Below are 4,639 nucleotides of genomic sequence, written 5' to 3'. Positions count from 1 at the left end.
ATATAAGTCATTCCAGTCAGCATAGAAACCATATACTTTTCCTTTTCTCAATTCCTTCGCCTTTTTATATAAATCATCCATCGTTTCAGGAACGTTAGCCATTAATTTTTTGTTGTAAATTAAAACAGAGGATACAGCGGACTTTGGAAGTCCAAAAACCTTTCCTTGATACATTTCGGCTGGGATTGAGGATTCAATAAAGGTATTTAGTACGTCTTCATTCACCTTCAGTTCCTGAATCAGACCTTCTTCTACAATCTGCCCGACCTTTTCATGCGAAAAAGTCACTACATCTGGAGCTTTCCCGATTGGCCCATTGCGACGAAGTTGATCATACATCTCATTAGCCATTTCTATCTCTTCATATTCAACCTTGATTCCGTATTTCTTTTCAAATGCTTCAATCGCCGGCTTTAGACCATTTGCTTTACCTTTTTCCTCCCAAACGATCAATTTTTCTGGCTTCGCTTCATTCGTGTCTTCTTTTTCGATTTTTTTATTTTCTTTTACTATTTTACTTTCCAATTCTGAGCTGGATTCACAAGCACTTCCAATAACAATCAAGAACATGGACATGAATAAATGAAAAATCAACTTCTTCACTTTCATTCTCCTTTTTAAAATGTTTATTCTATCATGTCCAAAAGCACCAGATTGTTTACACTTCAGTTTGCCAGCCCATCTAATCGAATAAAGTTTTTTAATAATGAAAGCGGCACCAGATCCTTCTGTTATCATTATATGAAAGGCTTCGATTTTTACAACATTTTCCTTTATCTATTTATTTTCTTGTAGTGATGAGTACTTTTTGTTATTTTTTAATTAATAGGTGCTTTTTTCTATTAATTGGGTATATAACCATATTGGAAAAATAGCATTTAATACTACTTAAAAATGGCTAATTTTAACTACATATAGAAACCTCATAACAGCCTAAAATTCCCTGTTTTCAATATTAATTTCCTCAAATACTCTTTTAAGAATTGGAGTGGTTTTCTATGGAACGTTCATCCATCCATCATAGAGCTAATGACAATTACGCTTATACCACCAACGCTGAAACTCTTCATATCCGACTTCGTACAAAAAAACAGGATATCTCATACGCCGGACTTATTTTTGGAGACCCATATATTTCGGATAAAGGACAATGGCAGCATGAAGAAAAAGCAATGAGCATCTCCGGCAGCGATAACCATTATGATTATTGGCATATTTATGTGAAGCCTCCCTATCGAAGGATTCGGTATGGATTTAAAGTTCACTCCGGAGATGAAGAGGTCATTTACACGGAAAAGGGATTCTTTAATGAACCTCCGAATGACCCCGGGAGCTATTTCGCCATCCCCTATCTTCATCAAAATGAAGTATTTGGGGCACCAGAATGGGTCAAAGATACTATTTGGTATCAAATATTCCCCGAACGCTTTGCGAACGGAAACCCTAACAACGATCCTGAAGGTGCRAAACCTTGGGGTAGTGAAGACCCGACCGTAGATAATTTTTTTGGTGGAGACTTCGAAGGAATCATTGAACACCTTGATTATTTAGAGGAACTTGGCATTAACGGAATCTATTTTACGCCGATCTTCCTAGCATACTCTAACCATAAATACGATACGATTGATTATCGGGAAATTGATCCGCAATTCGGAACAAAGGAGACTTTGAAAACACTAATCGAGGAATGCCATAAACGGAATATCCGTGTCATGCTGGATGCCGTTTTTAACCATAGTGGATACTACTTTCCTCCTTTCCAGGATCTCCTTGAAAAAGGCGAGATCTCAGAATATAAGGATTGGTTTCATCCTCACGGCTTTCCTCTAAAAGGAGGGGAAAGACCTAATTATGAAACATTCGGTTTTTTTGAATCGATGCCAAAATTGAATACTGCGAATCCGGATGTAAAAAAATATCTGCTCGAAGTCTCAACTTATTGGATTGAGGAGTTCGATATAGACGGCTGGAGACTCGATGTAGCCAATGAAGTAGATCAACCATTCTGGCGTGAATTCCGAAAAACGGTTAAAGATATCAAACCTGATCTTTATATTCTCGGTGAAATTTGGCACGACTCCATGCCGTGGCTACGCGGCGATCAGTTTGATGCCGTCATGAATTACCCTTTTACTAACCATGTTTTCCGCCTGGTCGCTTCGCAAACCATCCATGCGCGCCAGTTTATTGAGGAAATGACAGCGGTCTATCAAAGTTATCCCACTAATGTTTTTGACGTGATGTTCAATCTTCTCGGTAGCCATGATACACCTCGGATTTTCACGGATTGTGGGGAAGACGTAGCTCGAGCTAAGCTCATCCACGCTATCTTGCTGACATTCAATGGCAGTCCCTGTATATATTACGGAGATGAAATTGGCTTAACCGGAGGCCAAGATCCAGGTTGCCGCAAATGTATGGTTTGGGAAGAAGAAAAACAGAATAGCGAGCTTCTTAATGAAATTAAAGCTTTAATTCTGTTAAGAAAAGAGGAACGATTGCTTGCAAATGATGGAAAGTTTAAATTCCTTGATACAACCGGAAACGGAAATATAGTTGCCTACCAAAAGTACAACGATGCTCGTTCTGTCGTGATACTAATTAATCCGACGGATGTCCAGCAATCATTTACGCTTCCTTTTGATTTAGAAGGCCGTTCACTTACAGATTTAAGGACAAAAGAAACAACGAAGGATAGTCAATTTGAAATAGATGGCTATCAATATAAAATTCTCGCATTTAATCATTGAGAAAAGAGAAACGGGGCAAAGAATATCATCCTGCCCCGTTTTTTCATTCAATAATCTGAATATCATATTCCTTGAACCACACATGAGTTTGCGCCAAATGGGCCAGTAACTGAGGGCCAGACATCAATTGCCCGAACCACGGTACCTTAAAGGCAGCACCTTTAGAATCTACAATATCGGTTAGCTTCTGTTTATCGAAAAACTCATGCAGGACCGAACTTTTGTCCGTTAGTAAGTCTTTCAGCCACCCTTGAACACGGTCCGTATATATCGGGTTATGGGTTTTAGGGTATGGACTTTTTTTACGGTACAAAACCTCATCCGGTAACAATCCTTCCAATGCTTTTCGCAGTATCCCCTTTTCACGGTTTCCAGCCATTTTCATTTCCCAAGGAATGTTCCATGCATATTCCACAAGGCGATGATCGGCAAACGGCACGCGAACCTCGAGGCTGGCTCCCATACTCATTCGATCCTTCCGATCAAGAAGTGTCGTCATAAACCATAATAAATTCACGTAGAAAAGCTCCCTGCGCTTTGCCGCTTCACCACTTTCTCCTTCCAATCTAGGTGTTTCAGCAACAGTTGTTAAATAGGCTTCTTGCGCATATTCTTCCAACCTTAATTTCTCACGCCAGCCCGCTTTCAATAAAGATACCCGCTCTCCGGTCGATCTCATCCATGGAAACCCAGCACGATTCAAATCGTCTTCACGATGAAACCATGGATAACCGCCGAAGATTTCATCCGCGCACTCTCCAGATAGACCCACGACAAAATCCTGCTTAATTTCCTTACAAAACCAAAGCAAAGAAGAATCGACATCCGCCATGCCGGGGAGGTCACGGACATGAACCGCTTCGGTTAGATAATCTGTTAGCTGTTCTTGAGTAATTATCGATGAATGGTGCACCGTATTAAAGGTATCCGACATCTTTTTAATCCAGTGCCCATCAGAGTTAGGCTGGAAATCATTAGCCTTAAAATATCTTTCATTATCTTCATAATCAATAGAATACGTATGAAGCGGGCCTTTCCCTTCTTTTTGATAGGCATTTGCAGCAATAGCCGTAATAGCGCTTGAGTCCAGTCCTCCTGACAAGAAGGTACATAGTGGAACATCAGATACGAGTTGTCGCGTCACTGCATCTTTAACAAGGAAGCGGACCTTCTCAGCCGTCTCATCGAGGGTATCTCGATGGTCTTCACTTTTCACATTCCAATACCTCCAAATCCGGAGCCCTTTCCTTGATAAGGTAAGCGCATGGGCAGGTCTTAACTCCTGGATATTATGAAATACACCTGATCCTGGCTTTCGGGAAGGACCAACGCCAAACACTTCAGATAAGCCTTCGCGGTCGATCTCCGTTTTGACGTCAGGATGGGCAAGGATTGCTTTTAATTCCGAACCAAAAATGAGCCCACCGTCTCTTTCGGCATAAAAGAATGGCTTTACTCCCATCCGATCTCTTCCAATGAATAATTTCTGTTCTTTTTCATCCCAAATCGCAAACGCAAAAATCCCATTAAACAAGTCGACACATTTTTCTTTCCATTCTATATAAGAAGTTAGTAAAACTTCTGTATCAGAATGACCTTTAAAGGAATATCCTTTTAATAATAGCTGTTTTCGAATGTCTTCGGTGTTATATAGCTCTCCATTATAACAAAGCGTATATCTGCCGTATTCGTGTTCTTTCGTCATCGGCTGTTTTCCGCCTTCTGCATCAACAACCGTCAACCTTTTATGACCAAAAGCAACATGGGCTTCGCTCCAAACATTTTCCTCATCCGGGCCCCGCTTTGCCAACGTTTTTGTCATATTTTCAAGTGTTTTTGTTTCTGTCCGTAAATCCTTTTGAAAATGCACCCAGCCTGTAATCCCACAC

3 protein-coding genes are annotated in these 4,639 nt (G+C 40.4%); 1 reads left to right on the top strand and 2 read right to left on the bottom strand.

What is annotated here, in order from left to right; genetic code table 11:
• The coding region (locus AC1DUW_RS21320; protein ID WP_477643394.1) for a sugar ABC transporter substrate-binding protein at positions 1 to 738 on the bottom strand (738 nt) is incomplete at its 3' end.
• Between the two features lie 260 nt (positions 739 to 998).
• Here AC1DUW_RS21320 and AC1DUW_RS21315 point away from each other — a divergent pair.
• A complete protein-coding gene (locus AC1DUW_RS21315) occupies positions 999 to 2,750 on the top strand; it encodes a glycoside hydrolase family 13 protein (RefSeq protein ID WP_053344960.1) in 1,752 nt (583 codons plus the stop codon).
• 43 nt (positions 2,751 to 2,793) lie between these two features.
• On the opposite strand, the gene asnB is transcribed toward AC1DUW_RS21315, so the two are convergent.
• Positions 2,794 to 4,639 (bottom strand): asparagine synthase (glutamine-hydrolyzing) (asnB, locus tag AC1DUW_RS21310; protein ID WP_477643393.1); only part of this gene is annotated, 1,846 nt, incomplete at its 5' end.

Source organism: Peribacillus sp. P4_C12 (assembly GCF_056402095.1).
Note: the sequence above shows the minus strand (reverse complement) of the source record. Positions and strands in the feature narration are given on the sequence as shown.